At 68.1% G+C, this 21,926-nt stretch carries 22 protein-coding genes; 11 read left to right on the forward strand and 11 right to left on the reverse strand.

All coding sequences use genetic code 11. The annotated features are described in order from the left end of the window. Nucleotides 1-226: 226 nt before the first annotated feature. On the forward strand, nucleotides 227-1,195 hold the full coding sequence (locus ABTZ59_RS32540) for a quinone oxidoreductase family protein (RefSeq protein ID WP_351422133.1): 969 nt from the start codon (nucleotides 227-229) through the stop codon (nucleotides 1,193-1,195). A gap of 43 nt (nucleotides 1,196-1,238) precedes the next feature. Here the strand turns inward: ABTZ59_RS32540 and ABTZ59_RS32545 are convergent, their stop codons facing one another. After that, nucleotides 1,239-2,120, reverse strand: a complete 882-nt coding sequence (locus ABTZ59_RS32545; RefSeq protein WP_351422138.1) for an enoyl-CoA hydratase/isomerase family protein — start codon at nucleotides 2,118-2,120, stop codon at nucleotides 1,239-1,241. A 134-nt stretch (nucleotides 2,121-2,254) separates the two neighbouring features. On the opposite strand from ABTZ59_RS32545, the gene ABTZ59_RS32550 reads away from it, so the two are divergent. The 3 genes from ABTZ59_RS32550 to ABTZ59_RS32560 all read left to right on the forward strand — a co-directional run bounded on the left by ABTZ59_RS32550 (nucleotide 2,255) and on the right by ABTZ59_RS32560 (nucleotide 5,357). After that, on the forward strand, nucleotides 2,255-3,004 hold the full coding sequence (locus ABTZ59_RS32550) for an enoyl-CoA hydratase-related protein (protein WP_351422142.1): 750 nt from the start codon (nucleotides 2,255-2,257) through the stop codon (nucleotides 3,002-3,004). 39 nt (nucleotides 3,005-3,043) lie between these two features. Beyond that, complete coding sequence (locus ABTZ59_RS32555; protein ID WP_351422146.1) at nucleotides 3,044-4,228, forward strand: thiolase family protein; 1,185 nt, start codon at nucleotides 3,044-3,046, stop codon at nucleotides 4,226-4,228. 88 nt (nucleotides 4,229-4,316) lie between these two features. Then, nucleotides 4,317-5,357, forward strand: coding sequence for an NAD(P)-dependent alcohol dehydrogenase (locus ABTZ59_RS32560; protein WP_351422149.1), 1,041 nt, complete (start codon nucleotides 4,317-4,319; stop codon nucleotides 5,355-5,357). A 65-nt stretch (nucleotides 5,358-5,422) separates the two neighbouring features. On the opposite strand, the gene ABTZ59_RS32565 is transcribed toward ABTZ59_RS32560, so the two are convergent. From ABTZ59_RS32565 to ABTZ59_RS32575, 3 genes are read right to left on the reverse strand one after another with little or no spacing between them, the layout of a single operon-like run. Next, entirely contained in the window at nucleotides 5,423-6,892 is a 1,470-nt protein-coding gene (locus ABTZ59_RS32565; RefSeq protein ID WP_351422152.1) for an aldehyde dehydrogenase, read from the reverse strand. Between the two features lie 16 nt (nucleotides 6,893-6,908). After that, the gene (locus ABTZ59_RS32570; RefSeq protein ID WP_351422156.1) at nucleotides 6,909-8,243 is read right to left on the reverse strand and encodes an MFS transporter; all 1,335 of its coding nucleotides are present in this window, start codon (nucleotides 8,241-8,243) and stop codon (nucleotides 6,909-6,911) included. Further along, nucleotides 8,230-9,072, reverse strand: a complete 843-nt coding sequence (locus ABTZ59_RS32575) for an N-acyl homoserine lactonase family protein (RefSeq protein ID WP_351422159.1) — start codon at nucleotides 9,070-9,072, stop codon at nucleotides 8,230-8,232. The genes ABTZ59_RS32570 and ABTZ59_RS32575 overlap by 14 nt, the downstream gene beginning before the upstream one ends. A 191-nt stretch (nucleotides 9,073-9,263) precedes the next feature. On the opposite strand from ABTZ59_RS32575, the gene ABTZ59_RS32580 reads away from it, so the two are divergent. After that, complete coding sequence (locus ABTZ59_RS32580) at nucleotides 9,264-9,806, forward strand: MarR family winged helix-turn-helix transcriptional regulator (RefSeq protein WP_351422162.1); 543 nt, start codon at nucleotides 9,264-9,266, stop codon at nucleotides 9,804-9,806. A 6-nt stretch (nucleotides 9,807-9,812) separates the two neighbouring features. On the opposite strand, the gene ABTZ59_RS32585 is transcribed toward ABTZ59_RS32580, so the two are convergent. After that, nucleotides 9,813-10,691: an SMP-30/gluconolactonase/LRE family protein gene (locus tag ABTZ59_RS32585; protein WP_351422166.1), complete on the reverse strand. Its 879-nt coding sequence runs from the start codon at nucleotides 10,689-10,691 to the stop codon at nucleotides 9,813-9,815. A 7-nt stretch (nucleotides 10,692-10,698) separates the two neighbouring features. Next, complete coding sequence (locus tag ABTZ59_RS32590; RefSeq protein ID WP_351422169.1) at nucleotides 10,699-11,442, reverse strand: SDR family NAD(P)-dependent oxidoreductase; 744 nt, start codon at nucleotides 11,440-11,442, stop codon at nucleotides 10,699-10,701. 490 nt (nucleotides 11,443-11,932) lie between these two features. Between ABTZ59_RS32590 and ABTZ59_RS32595 the strand changes: the two genes are divergently transcribed. From ABTZ59_RS32595 to ABTZ59_RS32615, 5 genes are all read left to right on the forward strand, one after another. Continuing rightward, nucleotides 11,933-12,721 carry an SDR family NAD(P)-dependent oxidoreductase gene (locus ABTZ59_RS32595; protein WP_351422173.1) on the forward strand — a complete coding sequence of 263 codons (789 nt, stop codon included), beginning with the start codon at nucleotides 11,933-11,935 and terminating at the stop codon, nucleotides 12,719-12,721. Nucleotides 12,722-12,794: 73 nt separating this feature from the next. Next, nucleotides 12,795-14,177 carry an MFS transporter gene (locus tag ABTZ59_RS32600; RefSeq protein WP_351422178.1) on the forward strand — a complete coding sequence of 461 codons (1,383 nt, stop codon included), beginning with the start codon at nucleotides 12,795-12,797 and terminating at the stop codon, nucleotides 14,175-14,177. Nucleotides 14,178-14,577: 400 nt separating this feature from the next. After that, the gene (locus ABTZ59_RS32605; RefSeq protein WP_351422184.1) at nucleotides 14,578-15,891 is read left to right on the forward strand and encodes an MFS transporter; all 1,314 of its coding nucleotides are present in this window, start codon (nucleotides 14,578-14,580) and stop codon (nucleotides 15,889-15,891) included. Between the two features lie 15 nt (nucleotides 15,892-15,906). Then, complete coding sequence (locus ABTZ59_RS32610) at nucleotides 15,907-16,293, forward strand: LLM class flavin-dependent oxidoreductase (protein WP_351422188.1); 387 nt, start codon at nucleotides 15,907-15,909, stop codon at nucleotides 16,291-16,293. A gap of 136 nt (nucleotides 16,294-16,429) precedes the next feature. Further along, nucleotides 16,430-17,191, forward strand: a complete 762-nt coding sequence (locus ABTZ59_RS32615) for an SDR family NAD(P)-dependent oxidoreductase (protein WP_351422194.1) — start codon at nucleotides 16,430-16,432, stop codon at nucleotides 17,189-17,191. A 114-nt stretch (nucleotides 17,192-17,305) separates the two neighbouring features. Here the strand turns inward: ABTZ59_RS32615 and ABTZ59_RS32620 are convergent, their stop codons facing one another. Continuing rightward, nucleotides 17,306-18,613 (reverse strand): ISL3 family transposase, encoded by a 1,308-nt coding sequence (locus ABTZ59_RS32620; protein WP_351422198.1) that lies wholly within the window; start codon nucleotides 18,611-18,613, stop codon nucleotides 17,306-17,308. Nucleotides 18,614-18,689: 76 nt separating this feature from the next. After that, the gene (locus tag ABTZ59_RS32625) at nucleotides 18,690-19,256 is read right to left on the reverse strand and encodes an RBBP9/YdeN family alpha/beta hydrolase (protein ID WP_351422204.1); all 567 of its coding nucleotides are present in this window, start codon (nucleotides 19,254-19,256) and stop codon (nucleotides 18,690-18,692) included. Here ABTZ59_RS32625 and ABTZ59_RS32630 point away from each other — a divergent pair. Beyond that, nucleotides 19,255-19,674, forward strand: coding sequence for a MerR family transcriptional regulator (locus ABTZ59_RS32630; RefSeq protein ID WP_351422208.1), 420 nt, complete (start codon nucleotides 19,255-19,257; stop codon nucleotides 19,672-19,674). The two genes, ABTZ59_RS32625 and ABTZ59_RS32630, sit on opposite strands and share 2 nt — an antisense overlap. Before the next feature lie 375 nt (nucleotides 19,675-20,049). Here the strand turns inward: ABTZ59_RS32630 and ABTZ59_RS32635 are convergent, their stop codons facing one another. The 3 genes from ABTZ59_RS32635 to ABTZ59_RS32645 all read right to left on the reverse strand — a co-directional run bounded on the left by ABTZ59_RS32635 (nucleotide 20,050) and on the right by ABTZ59_RS32645 (nucleotide 21,922). Beyond that, nucleotides 20,050-20,460: a serine hydrolase gene (locus ABTZ59_RS32635; RefSeq protein WP_351422211.1), complete on the reverse strand. Its 411-nt coding sequence runs from the start codon at nucleotides 20,458-20,460 to the stop codon at nucleotides 20,050-20,052. A 9-nt stretch (nucleotides 20,461-20,469) separates the two neighbouring features. Then, complete coding sequence (locus ABTZ59_RS32640) at nucleotides 20,470-21,525, reverse strand: alpha/beta fold hydrolase (protein ID WP_351422214.1); 1,056 nt, start codon at nucleotides 21,523-21,525, stop codon at nucleotides 20,470-20,472. Nucleotides 21,526-21,625: 100 nt separating this feature from the next. Further along, nucleotides 21,626-21,922: a hypothetical protein gene (locus ABTZ59_RS32645; RefSeq protein ID WP_351422217.1), complete on the reverse strand. Its 297-nt coding sequence runs from the start codon at nucleotides 21,920-21,922 to the stop codon at nucleotides 21,626-21,628. Between the last annotated feature and the right edge of the window lie 4 nt (nucleotides 21,923-21,926).

A 21,926-nucleotide genomic window follows, 5' to 3' on the forward strand; every position in this document is an offset into this window, starting at 1 on the left:
CACCTCGTCGTGTTGCGTGAGGCGATCGTGATACCCCACCGCACATCTGTCAAGGAATTGACAGTGTCTGGCTTGACAGATGACCGGCCGCCCCCAAACCTGTCACACGTCGGAATGTCTGGCCCTTGACAGATGGCCCGTTTCCCGCACTGCCTGGCACGACAGCCGGTCGACCCCGGTCGACCAACGACGCGGACCGGAACCCCGGTCCCCGGAAGGAGCTCACATGTTCGCCGTGTACGCCAGCGAACCCAAGCCCGACGCCCCGCTGGACGCGCTCGTGGTCGGCGAGCGCCCGGACCCTGAAGTCCCGGACGGCTGGGTCGCGGTGCACCCGACGGCCACCAGCCTCAACATGCACGACCTGTGGACACTGCGCGGCGTCGGCCTCAAGTCGGACCGGTTCCCCATGATCCTCGGCATGGACGCGGCGGGGACGACGGCGGACGGCGCCCCCGTCGTGATCTACCCGCTCATCGGGGATCCCACGTGGGCAGGTGACGAGACGCTTGACCCGAAACGTACGGCGCTCACCGAGAAATACCAGGGCACCTTCGCCGAGCAGGTGGTCGTGCCGGCCCAGAACGCGATCCCGCTGCCCGCGGAACTCTCCCCCATCGATGCCGCCGCGCTGCCCACGGCATGGCTGACCGCCTACCGGATGCTGTTCACCAAGTCCGGCCTGCGTCCGGGGCAGACCATGCTTGTCCAGGGCGCCTCCGGCGGCGTCTCCACGGCACTGGTCCAGCTGGGTCGCGCCGCCGGCATGACCGTATGGGTCACCGGCCGCACCGAGGAGAAGCGCAAGCTCGCCGAGACCCTGGGCGCGCACGCGGTCTTCGAGCCCGGCGCGCGCCTGCCCGGACGCGTCGATGCCGTGTTCGAGTCTGTCGGCGACGCGACCTGGAACCACTCGATGAAGTCCGTGCGCCCCGGTGGCGCGATCATCTGCTGCGGCTCCACCTCCGGCCCCAACCCGGGCGCGGACCTGCAACGACTGTTCTTCCTGCAGATCCGCGTTGAGGGTTCGACCATGGGTACGCGGCAGGAGCTCACGGACCTGCTCGCCTTCGTGGCCACGACAGGGATCCGGCCCCAGATCGGCCAGCAGGTCGCTCTCACGGACGCCAAGGCGGCATTTGAGGCCATGGAGAAAGGCCAGACCGCGGGCAAGATCATCCTCACTGCGTCCTGACCCGGCCGGCGGGGGCGGGAGTACCCGCCCCCGCCGGCCGGTGTCAGCCGGCGCCGTGTCCGGAGGTCCGTCCAAGGACATCCCCGAGCAGTGCCTCGATCCGCTGCTCACCCTCGCGCGTCTCTCCGCCCAGCGCCAGGAACGCCTCGATCGCCTTGATGGACTCGGGCGACGCCATGAGGCGGAGGAAGCGATAGTTCTCCTCCCGCAGGCCGCGTTCCAGTGGCAGCTGGCCGGAGAGCCCCACAATCTCCTTGGACAGCCGTACCGCATCCCGCGGACACGCCGCGACCCGCCTGGCGGTCGCCCGCACGAAGGCGTCGATCTCCTCCGGTGGGAGCGCCCGGTTGAGGTAGCCCCACCGCTCGGCGGTCGCCGCATCGAGGTCCAGGCCGCCGAGGATCAGCTCCAGGGCCCGGGAGTACCCGATGAGCCGCGGCATGTACTGCGACGCGCCACCGCCCGGCACCGACCCGAGCGGGACGGACATGGTGTTGAAAACGGCCTTGCCCAGCGCACCGAACTTGAGGTCGCAAGCCATGACCATGGCGGCCGCACCCCCGGCCGTGCGCCCCTCCACCTGGGCGATGGTGATCTTGTCCATGGTGCGCAGCCGCTCACAGATGAGGTGTATCGCATTGAGCGGCACCTCGTCGGATGATGCGGGCAGCTCCGGCGGCTGCATCGCGTAGAGGTTCGCGAACTCGTTGTGCGTCAGGAAGATGTCCGGGTCCGCGCTCTTCAGGATCACGACCAGCGCATCCGGGTCAGCCGCCAGCTTGGTGGTGAAGCGGTCGAGGTCCGCTACCACCGCCTTCGTGATCATGTGCAGCGGCGGCGCGTCGATCGTCGCGACGACCACCCGCCCGTCCCGCTCGATCCGCAGGGTGTCGAATCGTGTGTCGCGCTCATCCGTATGCGTCATCGCGCCTCCCGAAACGTCGTCGTCCGCGGCAGTCAAGAACCGCCGGTCCTCACTGTCAAGCATCAGACTGTACGGACCTTGACTTCCTTGCTTCACGTGGTCCAGAGTGCTGGACGAGCAAAGGAGCGCACTCCATGACGGTGCGAGTGGAAAGCCGGGATGCGATCCGCATCCTCACCATCGACCGGCCCGAAAGACGCAACGCCTTCGACGGAGCCCTCACCGCGGCACTCGACGCGGCGCTCAACGACTTCGAGGACGACCCGGCCGCACTCGTCGCCGTGCTCACCGGCGGCCCGGACTTCTTCTCGGCGGGAACCGACATCAGGGCCTGGGCCGGGGAGCCCACTGAGCGAGGCGGTCCCTACGGAATCGCCGCCCGGTGTCTGAGCAAGCCGGTCATCGCCGCGGTCGAGGGGGGCGCGGCGGGCGGCGGGTTCGAGATCGCCCTGTCCGCCACCATGATCGTGGCCTCGCGCACAGCCCATTTCTCGTTCCCCGAGGTCGGGCTCGGCCTGATAGCCGAGTGCGGTGGACTGTTCCGCGGGCCGCGGGCGCTGCCCCTCAACGTGGCTCGGGAGCTGCTACTGACCGGTGAGCGGCTTCCCGCTCAGCGCGCCCACGAGCTCGGGCTGGTCAACCGCTTGACCGAGCCGGGAGACGCGGTCAAGGAGGCCGTGACCCTGGCGGAGCGGATCGCCGCGCTGGCCCCGATCGCCGTCCGCGAAACGCTGCGTGCCGTCGAGGCCGCGTACCCGGCCGACGACGACAAACGGTGGTCCGAGACGAGCCGTGCGAAGGACGCGGCCCGCACCTCGGCCGATGCGGCCGAGGGTGTCGCGGCGTTCCTCGCCAAACGCGCGCCCCGGTGGACCGGGGCCTGACGACCCACCGACCAGCGGAGCACTCCGCGGAGGAGAACGATGGACAGCAACACCGAGAAGATCGTCGTCCTGGACGGCGCCCGCACCCCTATCGGGCGCTTTCAGGGGGCGTTCAAGGATGTCCCGGCCCACGAACTCGGGGCGAAGGTCGTCGTCGAGGCCCTGCGGCGGTCGGGTATAGACCCGGGGCAGGTCGACGAGGTCATCATGGGCCAGGTCGGCGGTGTCGGCCCGGACGCGTTCAACGCCCGACGCGTCGCCCTCGCGGCGGGACTCGCCAAGTCCACCCCCGCCTTCAACGTCAACCGGCTCTGCGGCAGCGGTCTCCAGGCGATCTGGTCCGCGGCGCAGGAAATGCGGTGGGGTGCCGCCGACGTGATCGTCGCCGGCGGCAACGAGTCCATGACGCGGATGCCCTTCTACGACTACAGCGACCGGTCCAGGCGTCGGCTCGGCGACGTCACATTGCAGGACGGCACGCTCATGATGCTCACCGACCCGTGGAGCCACGTCCACATGGGCATCACCGCCGAGAACGTAGCCAAAAAGTACGACGTCTCACGGCAGGTGCAGGACGAGTTCGCGCTCCGGTCCCAGCAGCGGGCGGCGAGTGGCGCAGCAAAGGCCGCGTTTGCCGAGGAGATCATGCCTGTCGAGATCGGCGGCCGGAAGCCGCGGACCGTCGACAGTGACGAGCACCCTCGGCCGGACACGACCATGGAGACACTGGCGAGCCTGCCCACCGCGTTCGCCGACGGGGGCAGCGTAACGGCGGGCAACGCCTCCGGCATCAACGACGGAGCCGCCGCCGTGGTCATGGTCCGCGAGTCGTATGCACAACAGCACGGTCTGACGCCACTGGTGTCGCTGGAGGCCGTTGCGACCGCAGCGATGGAGCCGGAGCTGATGGGCTACACCCCAGTGCTGGCTCTGAACGCCCTGTTCGAGCGGACCGGGCTGTCGCCGGGCGACATCGCGATCTCCGAGGTGAACGAGGCGTTCGCCTCGCAGGCCGTCGCGGTGATCCGGGACGCGAAGCTGGACCCGGCCACCACCAATCCCTACGGCGGCGCCATCGCACTCGGCCATCCGGTCGGCGCCACGGGCGCCAACCTGACCCTGCGCGTGGCGAAGCACCTTGCCCGCGTCGGCGGCGAGTACGGCATCGTCACGATGTGCATCGGCGGCGGGCAGGCGTTGGCCGCCCTGTTCCGCCGAGTCTGAACCGCCCGGGCGGGATCCCCACTCGATCCCGCCCCGCTCCTTTCACCCATGCCTGTCGAGGAACGGGCCGAGACATCACGGAGGAACGTTGCCCACCGTTCGTGCACGCGCCACCGCCGGTCCGCACCTCCCCTTCGAGACAACGACGATCGAACGCCGGGACCCCGGCCCCCGCGACATCGTGATCGACATCGCCTACTGCGGGATCTGCCACTCCGACATCCACCACGCCCACAACGACTACGGCAAGACCCAATACCCCCTCGTCCCGGGACACGAGATCACGGGAACCGTGAGCACCATCGGACCTGGAGTCACGCGCTACGCCGTAGGTGACCGCGTCGGCGTCGGCTGCATGATCGAGTCCTGCGGGAAGTGCGAGCACTGCCGCACCGGCCGCCAGCAGTTCTGCGCAGAGGGCTACACCCCGACTGCGGCTTCCGTCGACAAGTCGGGGCGGAAAACGCTTGGCGGCTACAGCTCCTCGATCGTCGTGGACGAGGAGTTCGTCCTCCGCATCCCCGACGCCCTGCCGCTCGAGCGCGCCGCGCCCCTGCTCTGCGCCGGCATCACCCTCTACTCGCCGATGCGGCGCTGGAAGGTCGGCCCGGGCACGCGGCTGGGGTTGCTCGGCTTCGGCGGCCTCGGCCACATCGGCGTGCAGCTCTCCGCCGCCCTCGGCGCCCGCACCACGGTGCTCGACCTCTCTCTGGACAAGGCCGACGACGGCCTACGCCTCGGGGCGGACACCTACCGGGCAACCACGGACGAGGGACTGTTCAGCGAGCTCGCCTCGTCGTACGACCTCGTCATCAACACCGTGCCGGTCAACCTTGACCTTGACCGCTACCTCGGCCTGCTCGACGTCGAGGGCGTCTGGGTGAACATCGGCGTCCCGGAGAAGCAGCTCGCCGTCAGTCCGTTCACCCTGCTGAAGGGGCGGCGCTCGCTGGCCGCTTCGCTGATCGGTGGCATCGCCGAGACGCAGGAGATGCTGGACTTCTGCGCCGAGCACGGCATCGGCGGGGAGGTGGAGGTCATCGGTCCGGACAGCATCGACGAGGCCTACGAGCGGGTGCTGGCGGGCGATGTCCGCTACCGCTTCGTGATCGACGCCGGCACGATCTGAACGGGCTCCACGAAATACAGGGGCGGGTGGCCGATGACCACCCGCCCCTCTGTCGTTCGGCCCGCTCAGGCGGGCGGACCCTGGAGGATGACGGTCTTGGTCTCCAGGTAGAGCCTCAGACCTTCGATACCCCCCTCGCGACCGATGCCTGACTGCTTGTATCCGCCGAAGGCGATGCCGAAGTCCGTGCGCCATGAGTTGTGCCCCACGGTGCCGGAGCGCAGTTGGGCGGCGACCTCCCGGGCGCGGGCAGCGTCCTGGGTGAACACCGACGCGTTCAGCCCGAAGACGGTTTCGTTGGCGATCCGGACGGCGTCAGCCTCGTCCGCTGCCGGGATCACGCTGAGCACGGGGCCGAAGATCTCCTCGCGGGCGATCACCATGTCGTTGTCAACGTCGGCGAACACCGTCGGCTCCACGTAGAAGCCCCGGTTCAGCCCCTTCGGCCGGCCGCCGCCCGTGACCAACCGTGCCCCCTCGGCCTGTCCCTTGGCGATGTAACCCTCCACCCTGTCGCGTTGGCGCTCAGTGGCCAGCGGACCCATCTGAGTGGCGGCGTCGAACGGATCGCCGACGCGAACCGCCGAGAAGGACGCGGCGATCGCGTCGACGAACTGGGAGTACCGCCGGCGAGGCACCACGATCCGGGTCAGCGACGAGCAGACCTGGCCGGACACCATGCACTCCGACGCCGACAGGGTCGACGCGGTAAGCTCCAGGTCGGCGTCGTCGAGGATCACTGCGGCCGACTTGCCGCCGAGCTCGAGGCTCGCGCGGGCAACCCGCTCGGCGCAGATCGCACCGATCCGCTTGCCCACGGCCGTCGAGCCCGTGAAGGCGATCTTGTCCACCCGTGGGTCACGGACCAGCAGCTCCGAGACCTCACGATCGGCGGTGAGGACGTTGAACACCCCCTGCGGCAGTCCGATTCGTTCGGCGATCTCAGCTGCGATCAGCCCCTCCGCCGGAGCCTCGGGCGAGGACTTCAGGATCACCGTGCAGCCGGCCAGCAGGGCGGGAGCGACCTTGTGTGCGATCGACGAGACCGGCCCGTTCCACGGGATGATCGCCCCGACGACACCGACGGGTTCGCGGACCAGCAGGCCGTACCCGCCACCGGTAGGCGTGGCGGGCTCCTCGAACGGGAAGGTGTCGGCGAGACTGGCGTAGTACTCGTACTCCCCCGCCGCGCGAGTGGTGAAGGGATGGGCGAGGGCCTGGATCGCCCCCGACTCGCGCGGCCACAGTTCCGCGACCGGCTCGACGCTCTCACGCCAGGCTGCCGCGAACCCGCGCAGGTATTCGGCGCGCTCCGCGTGTCTCAGCCGCGGCCAGGGGCCCTCGTCGAAGGCTCGGCGTGCGGCGGTCACCGCACGGTCCATGTCGGCGGCGTTGGCCTCTGCCACGTGAAAGGCGACCCGCTCGGTGGTCGAGTCGACGACCTCGATCGTCGAGGTCGACGACGGCTCGACCCACGAGCCGTCGATGAAGAACCGGCCGGGATGGCGCAGGGGTACGTCCACGGAGGTCGTCATGAGGTCCTCTCACTGATCAAGGGAAGACGTCGGTAAGCGCCGTCGCCCTGCTCTCCCGCAGCACGGACACGCAGCAGAGACTGAGCAGGCAGAACGCGGCAAGGATCAGGCTGAACACGACGCTGCCGTACGCGGCGATCACCGCGGCGGCGATGAGCGGTGGGACGGCACCGCCGATGATCTGGGCGAAGCTGTAGCTGAAGCCGGCCGCGGTGTACCGGTACCGGGTCTGAAACAGCTCCGGCAGGTAGGCCCCCATGGGGCCGTAGGCGACTCCGGAGAGGAACATCGTCACACCCGCGCCGAGCGCGAACGCCCCGACCGAGCCGGTGTTCAGGATCGGGAACAACATCAGCGACCACGCCACCGCGACGGCCGCAGCGCAGATGATCACCCGGCGCCGGCCGACCCGGTCGGACAGCACGGCGCCGACCACGATCCCGGCCGAGATCGTCGCGCCACCGAGAATGGCCACCCACAGCACCGAGGTGAACCCGAGGTGGAGCACGGACGTGCCGTAGCTGGTCAGGTATGACGAGCCGATGTAGGTGAAGGTCGGGACCATCACGACGGTGCCGGTCGCCAGCAGGATCTCCCGCGGCTGGCGGCGGAAGGCCTCGGCGACGGGGAGCCGGGCGGTGCCCGATCGCTTCACCGCGTCCGAGAAGACCTTCGGCTCCTCCGTGCGGAAGCGGATCCAGAACCCGATCACAACGAGTACCGCGCTTGCCAGGAAGGGGATGCGCCAGCCCCAGGAGACGAATGCCTCCTGGCTCATCGACAGGTCGGTGGCCAGGAAGGCCGCACCACCGAGGATCAGGGCGGCCCCGCCACCGAGCGAGGGAAACATGCCCCAGAAGCCGCGCTTGTCCGCCGGAGCGTTCTCGACGGTGAACAACGCTGCCCCGGCCCATTCACCGCCTGCGGCGATGCCCTGCAGGATCCGGAGCACGACCAGGATGACCGGCGCCAGCACGCCGATCTTTCCGGCGGTGGGCAGGAGCCCGACCAAAATGGTTGCGACACCCATCATCAGCAGGGTGGCGACCAGGGTCCGCTTTCGTCCCAGCCGGTCACCGAGGTGGCCAAAGATCAGCGCGCCGACCGGCCTGGCGACGAACGCGACCCCGAGCGTGGCGAAGGAGGCGGCGGTCGCGGCCGCCGAACCCAGCGCCGGGAAGAACGTCTTCCCGAACACCAGCGCGGCCGCTGTCCCGTAGAGGAAGAAGTCGTAGAACTCGATCGTGCTGCCGACGAAGGCGGCGGTCGCGACCCGCGGCATGGACTGCGCGCCCGGCGCGAGGCCGATCGGGGCAGTGGCGACGACTGGTCTTACTTCAGACTCGGTCATCGGATGTCCTCGGTGCGGAGGGACCGGCCGCCGTGGCCGGTGCCATGTCGCTGCGCAACCGGGAACCAGTGCCGAACCGTCCCTTGTCGACGATCGAGTGGTCGTGCCCGGGGAGCGGGATCCATCCGGTGCCCTTGAGCATTGTCAGGCTGGAGTAGAAGGCGGGCAGGTCAGTAAACCTGCCCGACGGCAGGGGCTCACCCGTACCGGCGTGATCCCAGTTCTCCAGCGTGTCCACGCAGTCACCGGTGATCACGTAGGTACCGTCCCCGGCATCGACACGGACACCCTGGGAACCCGGCGAGTGCCCCGGCAGTGGCACTATCTCCAAGCCCGGAGCGAGCCTGGCGGCACCGTCGAGGGCGCGCACCCGCTCGAGCCACTGCGCGAAGGGGGGGACGTCACCGGGATGAATGCCGTATGCGGCCAGGTGCGCGGGACACGGGGCCACGGCGTAGCCCAGTTCGGCTCGCTGGACCACGATCTCGGCGTTGGGAAAGAGATGGTTGTTCGAGCAGTGGTCCCAGTGCAGATGCGTGTTGACCACCAGATCGACGTCGGCGGGCCGCACCCCGATTCGGGACAGCGCGGCCTCGGGATACTCCTCGGGGGCGACCCGGTACTCGAAGGAGTGGTGCCGTCGGATGACCTGCTCGTCCGACGGACCGCCGGTGTCGACAACGACCGTCCGGCCCCCAGCGCGCAGCACGAACATCGTCATCGGGATGCTCAGCGATCGCTGGGTCCGGTCCTGGAGGTAGAAGTCTGCGGCCGGGAGACCGCGTGCCTCGCCGAGCTTGACGGCGTCGATGACCCAGGTTGACGTCATGGGGCGGCCCTTCCGTGCGTCGTTGCATGGCATGGCTCGAGTTGCGCTGGACCCGGTGTTCCGGCCAAACAGACGCTAGGGCGCAGGCCCAAGTTCGTCAAGGACAGAACAGACCCGTCCTTGACGAACTACTAAGGCGCCGGACAGGCGTGAACTTGACAGACGGTCGGACGACCGATGATCCTCGCTGCATGGTCTCGAAAGAGCAGGTGGCGCGACCGGTTCCGTCGTCCATCTCGGCGAAGGACATGGACGCGATGCTCGCGGCGACCGTGACAAACGGTCACCCCGAGCTGAGCCACGACATACTGCGAGCCGCGACAAACCTCAAGCGGGCAGCGACCGTCCTGGAACAGATCGAGACCAGGATGGTGCACAACACCACCGGACGAACCTCAGCGGCCTTCCGGGTCCTGGTCATGACGTGGGCGTTCGGTCCCATCGAGGCGAAGGACGTCTCTCGCCTCTCGGGTGTGTCGCGACAAGCCGTGTCGGGAGTGCTGGCCACCCTGGAGCGCGACGGGCTGGTCGGCCGGGAGCGTGCCACCAAAGCCGACAAGCGACTCGTCCCGGTGACGATCACCGAGGCAGGACGTGACCTCGTCGAGGGAAACCTCCTTCGCCAGAACGAGGTGCAGCAGGAGTTCTTCGGCAGCCTGTCCAGCGAGGAGATGCAGACGCTGATCGAGTTGCTCAGCCGTCTCATCGTGGCCGCCCACGACCACCATGAGTGAAGCGGGTCAGCTCACCGCGGCCGGGACAGCGGGCATCCCCGCAACTCCTGCCGCAAGAACCAGGACCCCGCCCGCGAGCGGCTGCTCAGCCCGCTCTGCGGGAGTCAGCCGATGGCTCGCCGTGGTCACGAACAGCGTGCGCAGATCCGCTCCGCCGAAGGCGACGCTCGTCGGTAAGGTCACCGGCAGCGAAACCACCTCCGTGAGCTCGCCGTCGGGGTCGTAGCGGTGTACCGCGCCGCCGCCGAACAACGCGACCCACACTCCGCCCTCGGCATCGACGGTGAGTCCGTCCGGCATACCAAAGGCCCTGTCCACCTGCACGAACGGGCGACGTCGAGACACTACGCCGCTGATCACTTCGTAGTCGCAGACATCGACGCGCCAGGTCCAGGAGTCGACGTAGTACATCCGGCCCCGGCTCTCGTCGAACCCGGTCCCGTTGGACACACTGATGCCGTCGAAGACTCGCGCGGTGCCCTCGCGTCCCGTCCGGTACAACCCGCCGACGGGAGCCCGGCCCAGCACCTCGCTGGCGATGGTGCCGTAGAACAGCCGGCCCCGCGGATCGCAGACGCCGTCGTTGATGCGGGTCTCCGGCTCGTCCGCCTCGACGACGGACAGGACGCTGAGCAGCCGCCCCTCGTCGTCGATCAGCTCGACGGTGTCCCGGCGGGCGACCACGAGGCCTCCGGTATCCGCAGGCACAACGAACCCAACCGGTCTGCCGAGCCTCAGGCTCCGCAACTCGCCCGTGGTCGGGTCGAGCCGGTGCACGTCGCCGGCCTCGATGTCCACGTAGTGCAGGTACCGCCCGCCCCAGTGTGGTCCTTCGCCGAGGAGACTACGGTGGCCGAACGGAGCCTCGATCTTGGTTCCCACCATGGACTCCTCAGTCGATCGTGACGCCGCTGTCGACGGAGAGAACCTGCCCCGTCACGATCCGGGACTCGTCGGACGCGAGGTACACGGCCATGTGCGCGACGTCCTCGGGCACTCCGATTCCGAGCAGGTGCCTCTCAGCGAGTTCCTTGACCCGCCCGATGCGCTCCCGCCGCGCCACGCGTGGAGTCATGACCATCCCAGGCGCAATGGCGTTGACGCGGATCTTGTCGGCACCGTAACCGGCGGCCATCGACCGCGTCATCGCAGCGACGCCGCCTTTCGCCGCCGTGTAACAGTCCCGGTCCGGCAGCGCCACCAGCGCACCCATCGAGGTCAGGTTGATCACTGAGCCGCCGCCCGCCCTGATCAGTTCGGGGATGCCGTACTTGCACACCAGGAAGGTGCCGAAGAGGTCGAGCCGGATGACCCGCCAGAACTCCTCCTCGGGCGCCTCCGTGACCCGTGCGTCCTGAGTGGACGAGCCACCGGCCACGTTGCAGAGCACGTTCAGCGCGCCGAAGATCTCCACGCCACGGGCCAGCGCCGCCTGCACCTGATCCGAGTCGCCGGCGTCGACCTGCAGGGCGACTCCACGATCGCCGCCCGCGGCGACAGCCGTCTCGGCGGCGCCGAGGTCGATGTCGGTGGCCAGGACGCTTGCGCCTTCGGCGAGGAAGCGTTCGCAGATCGCGCGGCCTATTCCCCCACCCGCGCCCGTCACGTAGGCGATGCGGCCCTTCAGTCTGGACATTCCACTCCAATCGTCGTGCTCGATGGTTGGGTGAGCCCGTGCACCGCACAGGCGTTGACGGCCTTGAGAGGGGCACGAGCGGCGCGCCCGAGGGTGGGTCCCCGAGTAGTCGGGTGTCCGGCGGGGCCCCGCCGGAGACCAGGTGCGAGACGTCCGGCTCCGCGATGCGGTCGCGCCCGCCGCACTCGTCGCGGCTGCTGGACCAGATCTCCGGCCGAAGCACCGCCGGTCCAGAAGGAGCCGATCAAGCCCTCATGTCGCTGGAACGCCGCCATCAGGTTGGCGCACCGCCGCCAGGCTCTCCTCGCGACGTCCCGGAACGGAGGTGAGCACACACGTGAAGACGGTCATGGCAACTCACTTCGGTCGTCATCGACTGGGCCGGTCGCACACGGCAGGCGCCGACGCTATGGTGCGACAACGACACTGTCAAGGACGGGACAGTATCGGGCTGGTCCGGTCCGTCGCACGCCTCGAAGGAGAGATCGACATGACAGCCTCTGATTGGCTCGGCCTGGCCGGCCAGACCTGCGTCGTGACCGGTGCCGCCGGTGGGATCGGGCGCGAGACCTGCCTGGAGCTGGTGCGTCACGGCGCCCGCGTGGCCGCCCTGGACCTGCACGCGGACGGCTTGCAGGGAACCGTCGCGGCGGCACGGGAACTCGGCGGAGAGGCCCGCGCCGTGGTCTGCGACATATCCGACGCCGATGCGGTCACTGCTGCCGAGGTCACCGTCCGCGAGGCCCTCGGTCCGTGCGACGTACTGGTCAACAACGCCGGACTCGTCCGCGGGGCCCCCATCGCCGACATCTCGATCACGGAGTGGCAGTTCGTCCTGGACGTCAACTTGACCGGGGCCATGCTGTGCGCGCAGGCCTTCGGCCGCGCAATGCGCGAGCGCGGGGCGGGCGCCATCGTGCACACCGCTTCCATCTGCGGCAGCCAGCCGCTGGCGTTCGCCGGCTCCTACAGCCCCAGCAAGAGCGCACTGCTCATGTTCTCACGTCAGCTCGCCGCCGAGTGGGCGCCGGACTGCGTGCGCTCCAACGTGGTCAGCCCCGGCCTGGTCCGCACACCGATGACCGAGGAGACGTACCGCCGCCCGGGGTTCGCCGAGGCCCGGGCGGAAGCGGTGCCACTGGGTCGCGTCGCGGGCCCCGCGGAGATGACCGGCGCGATCGTGTTCCTCGCCAGCGACCGGGCCGCGTACATCACCGGGCAGGAGATCACCGTCGACGGCGGCCTGTCCCAGACACTGATGAGTACGGTGCCCCGCTGACACATCGAGTTAGTCAACGGCAAGACAGATCCACCCTTGACCGACTCTCTCTGCATGCTTACCGTCACACGCCATGACGGAGCCAACGACGGCGCAACAGGCATCCCCGACGCCGGACCCGCCCGGCAAGCGCAGCTCGATCACCCGGGTCGTCATGTCCAGCATGGTGGGCACGATGCTGGAGAACTACGACTTCTTCCTCTACGGACTCGCGGCCGCACTGGTCTTCCCCACGATTTTCTTCCCCGCCCAGGACCAGCTCGCGGGCACGATGCTGTCGTTCGGCACCTTCGCGATCGGGTTCATCGCGCGCCCGCTGGGCGGGCTGGTGTTCGGACACTTCGGGGACCGGATCGGCCGCACGACGCTGCTCGTGCTCAGCCTCGTGATCATGGGCGTCGCCACCTTCCTGATCGGCGTGCTCCCGAGCTACGCGACCATCGGCATCGCGGCCCCGATACTGCTCGTGCTGCTCCGGCTCCTCCAGGGCTTCGCGATGGGCGGTGAGTGGGGCGGTGCGGCGCTACTGGTCTCCGAGCACGGCGACACACGCGGCCGCGGGTTCAGGTCGAGCTTCCAGCAGGCAGGTGCACCCCTTGGCCAGCTACTCGCCAACGGCATACTGGCAGTCCTCGCCGCGGTCCAGTCCGACGAGGCGTTCGAGTCGTGGGGCTGGAGGATCCCGTTCCTGCTCTCGGCGCTGGTCGTCGCGATCGGTATCTACCTGCGGCTGACGGTCGAGGAGTCGCCCGTCTTCCGGGAGGCGCAGACCCGCGCGGCGGACCGCACGAGCGGGGAGCGGGCGCCGAAGCTGCCAGTGGCACAGGTGTTCCGCCGGTACCCGCGCGAGATCCTCACCGCGATGGGCGCCCGGTTCGTCGAGAACCTCTCCTACTACGTGTTCACCGTGGTGATCTCGTCCTACATGACGCAGCGGTTCGGCCTGCCGTCGAGCTTCGTGCTCGGCGCCGTGCTGATCGGCGCCGCGGTCCACGCCGTCACGATCCCGCTGTGGGGGTGGCTCTCAGACCGGATCGGACGCAAGCCGGTGTATCTGATCGGCGGGTTCGGAGTCATGGGCTGGGCCTTCGTGTTCTTCGCCCTGCTGAACACGCAGAGCTTCGCACTCACCGTGCTCGCCGTCGTCGGCGGCCTGGTCTTCCACGGCGCGATGTTCGGCCCACAGGCGGCCTTCCTGCCAGAGCTGTTCGGGACCGCGGTGCGGTACTCCGGCGTCTCGATCGGGTTCCAGCTCGCCTCGGTGCTCGCGGGCGGCCTGGCCCCCCTGATCTCGGTGTCGTTGCTGACCGCCTTCGACAGCGGGTACGCAGTCGCCGTCTACGTCGCGGTGGCTGCGGTGCTGTCGCTCCTGGCGGTGGGCACGTACCGGGAGACCCGCGACCGCGACCTGGGGGCCGACGACGGCCTCGCAGACGCCTCAGGCGGCGCGGAGTGACCGGCCGCCGGGGCGGTCGAGTGACCGGGCGCGGCACGACGTCGGCGAACTCGGAAGCGCCGACCCGCGACCAACCACAAGTCAAGGACCGATCTGTCTTGTGCTTGACAGCATCTTGAAGCCGCCATACCGTTCGCGGCACACAGCACAGCCGCACGGCGGCGCGCGTCCCGCCCGCGGCGAACAACGTCGGAGGGCAATGATGACCACCGTCGACACACATCCCGCGCTGGTCGTTCCCGGCGCCCAGCGTCGAGCGCGCTGATCGTCGCATCGCCGTCTCCCGTGGCCCGACCCGAGCGCAGAGCACACGCGCTCGTCAGGCCCGACACCTCGCGAGCCCGTCCCCGAACGGGCCACAGTGCTCCGGTCCCACCCTGATCAAAGAAGAGAGGGCACCATGGAACCCGGCACAATCACGCGGAGCGCAAGCCTGACGACCTCCCGCTCCGAGCGACGCAGGATCGTCCTCTCCTCGCTGCTCGGGAACACCATCGAGTGGTACGACTTCTACATCTACGGCATCTCCGCGGCACTATTCTTTCCGGCGATCTACTTCCCCGGCGATTCGGCCGCCGCCGGCACGCTCGCATCCTTCGGTGTCCTGGCGGGTGGGTTCCTCGTGCGCCCCATCGGCGGCCTCATCGGCGGCCACATCGGGGACCTCTACGGGCGCAAGAAGGTCCTCGTCGGCAGCATGCTCGGGATGGGCCTCAGCACGACCGCCGTCGGCCTTCTGCCGGGCCACCGGACGATCGGCCTATGGGCGGCCATTCTGCTGGTTCTCGCACGGCTGCTCCAGGGGCTCGCGGCGGGAGCCGAGTACGGCGGCAGCGTGCTGATGATTGTCGAGCACTTCCCGAGCCGAAGACGCGGCTTCTGGGCCAGCCTTGGCAACACCGGTGTCTTCGCGGGCGGCGTGTTCGCCACGCTGACCTTTGCCGTCATCACCCGCTTCCCGCCGGACCACCAGCAGTTCCTGTGGCGGGTCCCCTTCGTCGCCTCCGCCCTGCTCGTGGCGGTTGGCCTGTGGATCCGCCTCGGGGTGTCCGAGACTCCCGCGTTCAAGCAGGCGATGACTGACCAGGAGCAGCGGCCTGCCGCGCCTGTCGTAGCCATGCTCAAGCGCTACAGGGGGCAGGTGCTCATCGTGGTCGCCGTGGCGACGGCAGCCAGCCTGCCGTACCAGATATACGTCACCTACGGCACGGCCTACACGCGGATCATCGGGTTCGACGTCAACCTACTACTGATCTTCCAGACCATCATCGGCTTCCTCGCGCTCGGGTTGACCCCACTGTTCGGCTGGGTCTCCGATCTCTTCGGTCGCAAGCGGCTGATGGCGGCCGGCCTGATCGTGATGGCGCCAGCCGTCTACATGCTGTTCGCGCAACTCAACGCCGGCAACGCCCCCCTGGTGCTCGTCGCCCTCGTCCTCTGCGAGATCGGGCACTGCATGGCCTACGGACCGCTGGCCGCCCTCCTCGCGGAGCACTTCGACACCCGCACCCGCTACACCGGCACCGGGTTGGGCTACCAGCTCTGCGGCGCACTTTCCGGGCTGGCTCCGCTGGTCGCTGCGTCGATCCTCACCGCCTCGGGAGGAGCGCCGAACGTCGGCTGGGTGCCGTTCATCCTGGTCGTCACTAGCGTGGTCGGCCTCGTCGCGCTCGTCTCGGTGAAGGAACTCGCTGGCAAGCCACTTCCGAACTGAGTGCGAGGTAACAAGGTGAGTACCGTCCGCTTCGCCGTCAGCGCCGCGCCCTGTCGCCCCATCACCGAGGTGGCAGCGGTGATCCGGACCGCCAAGGCGCGAGGCTTCGCCATGGCTTGGGTCGGCGACTCGCAGCTGCTGCAGCGGGATGCCTACGCCGCCCTGACCCTCGCGGTCGCCTCGGCCACCTCCAGACGCCTGGCCGCGGCCTTGAGTAGCCCGCTCGCCCAGCATCCCGCCCTCCTCGCGTCGGCGGCGAACACCATAGCCGAGCCGGCACCGGGGCGGATGGCCCTCGGGCTGGGTAGCAGCGAGAGCGCAGTCAAGCCTGTCGGTCTGCGGCCTGCCCGTGCAGTGAGGAGGACCGGGACGCCACCGGCTTCTACTTGCGGCACATCATGAGCTACTCGCTGCCGCGCGAGCTGATCGAGACGTTCGGCGGCAAGGTACCCCCTCAAGTGCGTGCGTGTCTAAGAGAACCCGCGCGGGATCTGTACAAGCCTTGACGATTCCACTCACTGACAGGAGCACGTTCCCTATGAAGCTGATCGACTCCGCCGCCCTGGTCACGGGCGCAGCCTCCGGGCTTGGAGCCGCGACCGCCGCCCGCCTCGCGGCCGCCGGCGCCACCGTCTACGGCCTGGACCTGGAGAAGTCCATCGCCTCAAGCGGGCCTGTGCCCGACGGCGTCACTCTGGTGCCCGCGGACGTCACGGTCGAGGAAGCAGTGCGGGAGGCCGTCGGGATCGCGGAGGCAGGCGCGGTCCCGCTGCGGATGGCCGTCAACTGCGCTGGCATCGCGCCCTCCGCACGGATCCTGTCCCGCCGCGGGCCGCACGACCTCGAGCTGTTCCACGCAGTGCTCATGGTGAACCTGCTCGGCACGTTCAACGTGCTGCGTCTGGCTGCGGAGGCCATGGCGCGGACCGATGCAGACCTTTACGGTCAGCGGGGAGTGGTCGTCAACACAGCCTCGATAGCCGCATACGAGGCGCAAATCGGGCAGATCGCCTATGCTGCGTCCAAGGCCGGCGTCGCGGGCATGACGATCACGGCTGCGCGGGACCTCGCCCAGTACGGAATCCGCGTCATGGCCATTGCTCCCGGCATCGTGGATACGCCGATGATGGCTGGCTTCGGTGACGACGTCCGCGCGGCGCTCGCCACCTCCGTCACCTTCCCCCAGCGTCTCGCGGAGCCGAGCGAGTACGCCCGGCTCGTAACGATGATCGCCGAGCACGACTACCTCAACGGCGAGACGATCCGGATGGACGGCGCGCTCCGGATGTCCGCTCGCTGACCGCGGGAAGCCTAAGAAGCCGTTGTTTTCCGGCTGTGATCGCCGGTTTTCCACCAGTCAGGCGTGAAGTCGCTTTTTCTGCAGTAGAGATGACGCGTCGTGTTTTCTGGCTCTTCACGATCGAGGGTGTAGTTGCGGTCTGAACCCGCCGGTCTCGAGCAGTGATCTGGCGATGTAGTTGGTGAGGTTGCGGAACCCGAGTGCGCTGCCGCGGAGGTGTTCGAGTCGGCCGTTGATCGCCTCGGTGGGGCCGTTGGACGTTCCCGGCCGGTCGAAGTAGGCCAGCACGTCGGCGGCACGTTGTTTCAGCGTCCGGCCGAGGATGATGATCTCGGTCAGTGCGGCAGGGACGCCGGTGCTGACCGATGCGATCAGCTTCTCCATGAGCTGGCGCCCCTTGGTCCGGTCGGGTTCGCGATAGGCGGTGATCATGCCCTGGTAGATTCTCCAAGTCGCTTCGACCTCGACGTGCTGGTCGTCGGCGAACAGCGCAGTCAACCGATCCATCTGTTTGTCGGTGAGTAGCTCGACGCCGGTGTGCAGGGTCCGCCGAGCGCGGTAGAGCGGATCGTTATTGCGGCCACGGTGCCCGTGGATGGTCTGCTGCACTCGGCGACGACAGCGATCCAGCGCGTCGCCACCGAGTCGGACTACGTGGAACGGGTCCATCACTGCTACCGCGTCGGGCAACTCCTCCGTGGCAGCTGTCTTGAAGCCAGTGAACCCGTCCATCGCCACGACCTCCACGGTGTCGCGCCACGCCTCGGGTCGGTCGGCGAGCCAGCTCTTGAACACCTGTTTGGAGTGGCCCTCGACCATGTCGAGCAGCCGGGCGGGTCCGGTGCCGTCGCGGATCCCGGTCAGATCGATGATCACAGTGACGTACTTGTCCCCGCGGCGGGTGTGGCGCCACACATGCTCATCCACGCCGATCACCTTCACGCCGTCGAAGCGGTGCTTGTTGTCGATCAAGACCCGCTTGCCTTCGGCCAGGACGGCGTCGTTGGCGGTGTTCCACGCGACCCCGGGTCCTTCGGCGACCCGGGCCACAGTCAGGTGTTGGACCACGATGCCTTCCAGCGCCCACCCCAGCCCACCGCGTGACAGTTTCGCCCGCGGTTCAGCCGCCTTGGTGGTGTCCTGACGCCACACGTGCCCGCAGCCGGTGCACCGGTAGCGGCGGATCGTCACGACCAACGTGGTGGGTCGCCAGCCCAGTGGCTCGTGCGCCAACTGACGCACGACCGTGTCACGCGGGGCACCTTCGCACCCGCAGCGCCGGCACCATCGGTCAGGATCGACGACCCGGCAGACCAGTACCGCGCGGTTGGGTTCGAGGCATTGGCCAGTCACCTCGAGCCCAAGCCCGTCGAGGCGAGCGAACGTGGTCAGATCAGGCTGAGCGAAGGTCGGAACCGCCACGTCGCGCCTTCAGGGTATGGGGGCTGCATTCTGATCTTCCAAGGCTTTTGGCTCGCGACGAGCTCGGGTGCCTGGCTCATGCGGAGGCTGCCGCCCACGCCTCTGGGAGCGACGTCACGCCGTCGGATTCGAGGAAGTGTCCGGCGCCGACAACGATCTGGGCGGTGATGCCGAGAAGGTCGGCGAGGCGGTCGGTGTGACCTGTCGGTACGTAGGGGTCGGCGTCTGAGCGGATGATGCTCAGCCGATCGATCCGGTGGCTGATCTGGGCCAGGTCAATGTCCCGGTTGATGTAGTTGTCCAGCTCGGGGAGTGCCGGCAGGGTGTCGATGAACCCAGAGACGAGCACAAGCCGACCGAGCTGCCACGGTTCAGGAATCGACCAGAGGTGCCGCAAGACTGTGAGGCAGCCAAGACTGTGAGCGACGACGATCGATCCGTGATCCGGGACACCCACGACGGCACTGACGGTGGCGGCCCAGCGGTCCGCATCGGGAGCCTCGGCGTCCGGAAGAGCGGGAACCGTCGTACGAATACCGTCCTCCTCAAGGCGACTGGCCAGCCAGCCAAACCAGTGATCCTCCGGTGTCGCGGAGTAAGCGTGGATGATCGAAGCACGCCGGATCGTTGGTGCATGTGTCATGGCGCTGGACGATAGGTCTTCACGCCAGCGTGAGGGTCAAGTCAACGAGGAGCAGGAGGAGCAACAGGTGTTGATCGGGAAACTGGCTGAACTGACCGGCACATCCACTCGGGCTCTGCGTCACTACGAGGATCGCAGTCTGCTGATTCCGGTGCGTGATCGAAACGGGTACCGGATCTACTCTGGCAGCGACGTCGCCCGGGTTGAGCAGATCAGAACGATGATCGGTGCAGGTCTGGGCACCCAGACCATCGGACGGTTTCTCGACTGTGCTCGTTCCGGCGAACACGGCGTCACGCTCGACATGTGCCCAGACCTACGCGCTGAACTCGATGCCCTCGCCAAGACCCTCGACGCCAAGCAGGCGGCGCTCCGCGCGACCGAACAACGGCTCAGCGCACTCTCTTCCCCTTGCTGACCCCGCTCCATCCCGCACTACACCGCCAACTGCGAAGAGCCTGTTTTCTCTTCGGTGGAGGTGCCTGATGCCGTCTGCGCTGGGGTTGCTCGATGAACGAGAGGTCGCTGCCCGGCAGCGGGTGGAGTCGCCGCGGAAGGAACTGGACCGGCTCGCTGCCGAGTTGGAGGAGGCGGAGGCCGCGCGGGATCGCCTCGTGATCGCGAAGGAGACGGTGAGCCAAGTGCTGTCCGAGTCTCACGCGCCCATGGACGTGGAGATTTCCGGGGATGCCCGGCCGATTGTGCCGAATCCGGCGGTGCCAGGGGCGGTGCCCCATTCTGTGGTGCCGGTGTGGCGGGAGGGGCATGACGTGACGATGCTGTCGCCGGACCATCAGCGGATCATGCACGTCCTGGCCGATCGTGAGCGGTCCGGCGAAGGACCGGCGATCTGCCGGCAACTCGCCGACGCGCTGGACCTCCAACCGGTCACGGCGAAGATCGAAGGGGTGCGGTCCAAGGCGAAGCGCCTGGCCGCGCGGCGCTGGCTCGTCGACACCGATGCCACCGGGGTGTCCGGGGCAAGCAGGCCGCGGTCGATCATGATCGACGCCGCGAGCGCACCGATGGCCTTGGTCATCGAGAAGATGCGGAACAGAGCGTCCGGACTGGCAGGACGTGATGGGGCTGCCAGACCAGCGCTGCTCTGCCACAGAACGCCCTCTTGGTTGGCCACCATCGCCACGGCGAAGGGAAGATCCCTCCGGGTGACGGCATCGGCAAGGCGATGATCGAGCTCAGACATGGACGGTCCTCAGGAAGAGCTGTCTACCGGCCGGGGTGACGTTCCGTGCGAGGGAGTACGCAGTGCGGCTACACCATGACCCCAGGAGTGAATACGGTCCCAGAACAACTGACGGGTATTGGCGAAGTTGTGCATGTGCGCCATGCGCGGGCAGACGAAAACGCTGACATCTGTCGCCCGCTTGTAGGCTTTTGGCTCGGCCATGGGGTCGGGGCAGACATCACGCTCGCCGACGGCGATGAGCACTGGCACGGTGATGCTGGCCGCTTCGGGAGCGACGGAGCCCGGCGACATCATGGTCATTGAGCAAGGGGGAATGGTGGCGCTGCCCCAGGTGGGCATTTGACCGCGCCGTCTGGGAAAATCGATCATGTCGGCCGCGACGATGTCCGCTGGCTCATCATCGAAGTGGAAGCCGGGTGTAGCGCCGGGGAAGCCGTCCTCGTCCAGAGTCATCTCAGGCATCGCCGCGACGTGGACCTCTGGTGTGAGTGTGCCGACGTCGGTACCGCGGGGGATGTACTTCTTCCGCGGGCTGGTCACCCCGGGCGGCATCCAAGTAACCGAATGGTGGCCCGACCAACCGAGCACGGCGATACCGTCGAAGGTGTTGACTTGGCCCTGCTGGAGGACCAGCAGGGAGCCCCCTAGCGACTGACCCATGCCGATGGTCACCGGGTCCCTGACCGGCGGAAATCCATCGATGACGGTGCCGGCCGCAAGACGCGCGAGCATGACGTCAACCGTTGCGCGATTGGCGGCCACCAGGTGCTCGTAAGTAACCGCGGCCGGGTCGTTCACATGAGAGCTCCCACCTGTGTGTAGGTGATCGCACGCCACAAAGATCCAACCGCGTGCTGTGTGCCATCCGGCCTGCCCGCCACCGTCGCCGTCGGGCATGTCGAAGGTGTAGTACTGGCGGCTGTAGCCACCGCCCGGCCATGCGAAGCACACCACAGGCGGCATTGCGAGCTTGTCCGGCAGACAGACCGTTGCGACTGTCTGAAGTGGTTCGTCGAGCCCGACGGCATCGCTTACATCCGCATGGACCACAATCTGGCGCATCAGATACCCCCTCAGTGGTTTCTCCGTTTCGAGAACGCTTGGTAGCCGCCGAGTTCACCTGACGGGAAGACGGGGCCCCACCGCGCTACCTGTGTGGTTGTCAGTGCGGGAGCTCCATCCCTGATCGCTCAGGGGAGAGCAAGAGCGCGACGAGCCCCACGGTGCTGCCGACGGCGATGATGACCGGCACCCGACCCACGTTCGGTGCACCTCCGGATGCCGTCAGGATCGAGGCGGCCGCGATCGGTGCGAGGCCGACGATCGCGCCCTGGAGCTGATATCCCATGGACGTGCCGGTATAGCGAGTTCGGGTGTCGAAGTGCTCCGAGAGCAATACGGCGAGCGGTCCGTAGGCCGCCGAATGGCCGATCTCACAGAGGATCAGGCCGACGGGCACCAAG

Source organism: Streptomyces sp. NPDC094034, from assembly GCF_040303865.1.
Classification (GTDB): domain Bacteria; phylum Actinomycetota; class Actinomycetes; order Streptomycetales; family Streptomycetaceae; genus Streptomyces.